Raw genomic sequence first — 1,335 nt, forward strand, 5'->3', positions numbered from 1 at the left:
CTGAGGTCTCCCCTCAAAGTTGCAGCACAGGATGATCATACCGCAAGGACTCAAGAGCTTCGCGAAACTCGCACGGCGGGAATGCAGCCATCCCATGCTGTACCAGCTGCAACGCTAGTGAAATAACAGAGAGCACTGGGCGTGACCGCCGCGTGTTGCTCTGGAATTGAAATTCCATCTGTCGTGTTTTACCAACCTCACCGATCAAGCGCAATACGAACGAGGCAAGACATGCGACCAGCAGCAACACCCCCAAGCGATCTTTTTGTGTGGATCGGTTAGCAGAGAATCCCAAGCCGAAACGCTCGCTCTTCAAATCGCGGAACGACTCTTCAATTTGCATCCGCTGGGCGTACACGGCTACGGCGGCTTGAGCGCTCAGATGATCGAGTTTTGGACTCACTGCCAATAACCACGGCTCACGTTGAGCGCGTGCATTCTTCAGGCTACGGCTCGAATGTACCAACTTACCCAATTTGCTCTTCTTATGACGATCTCGTTTGATGCGCTTAATCAGTACCAGACGGCATGGCACCGGATGATTGCGCACGTAGTTGTACTGACCGAGCGACTTCGCTGTGCCCGTGGCGCGCGCATAGAGCGTTTTGCAGCCAACCCAAGTGTCGTTGTTCGCCAGACTGACCATGTCGCGGTTGCGAATACGGCCGATCCAGTACCAACCCATGCGATTGACCAATCTGAACCATACCCCACGGAAACCGGCATCAGTAATCAGAATGGGCACACAAGCGGGCGGCAGCATGGTGGCGAGCTGAGTGAGAAACGCCTGATGCACGGTCAGAGATGTCGCGCTCGATTGCGGATGCACCTCTTCATACAGGGTCATGCTGCGACCTTCAATGGCGACCGAGGCGCGTATCAATTGCCATTTCCGATCAAGTGTTAAATCCGACCAGTCGATGACGATCAGCGGCATGGAGATTCCATCCAGACACTGCCGAACGAGTGCCTCGTACAATTTGGGTATTTCAATGTGTAGCGAACTGTTGCCGAGCAGGCGGTCGATGCGTTTGATGTTGTGCTTGACTGCAACTTGGCCGTGCAGGCCACGTCCCATATCGCTTAACGTGAGCCGACTGCCTGTTACCACAGCCTCAACGGCCGCCAATAAACTGGCTAAACGTTTCGCGTGGATTTCTGGAAAACTGGTGGAAAGAATGCGGTGTAAAATTGTGAGCACATGCATGGTGGGTTCTCCTTCGCAGTTTGGACGCTACGGAAGAGACAAATAACCTGCCTTGCATGTGCTGTTTTGGTGCGGACAGTACGCCCTAGTTTATTGAAATGCAACGGGGTTTTGTGGGGAGACCTCAG

1 protein-coding gene is annotated in these 1,335 nt (G+C 53.6%); it reads right to left on the reverse strand.

The features are described 5' to 3' along the window. Positions 1–13: 13 nt before the first annotated feature. Entirely contained in the window at positions 14–1,207 is a 1,194-nt protein-coding gene (locus MJ768_RS13920) for an IS4 family transposase (protein ID WP_239292574.1), read from the reverse strand. Between the last annotated feature and the right edge of the window lie 128 nt (positions 1,208–1,335).

This window comes from Candidatus Nitrotoga sp. 1052 (genome assembly GCF_927312905.1).
Classification (GTDB): domain Bacteria; phylum Pseudomonadota; class Gammaproteobacteria; order Burkholderiales; family Gallionellaceae; genus Nitrotoga.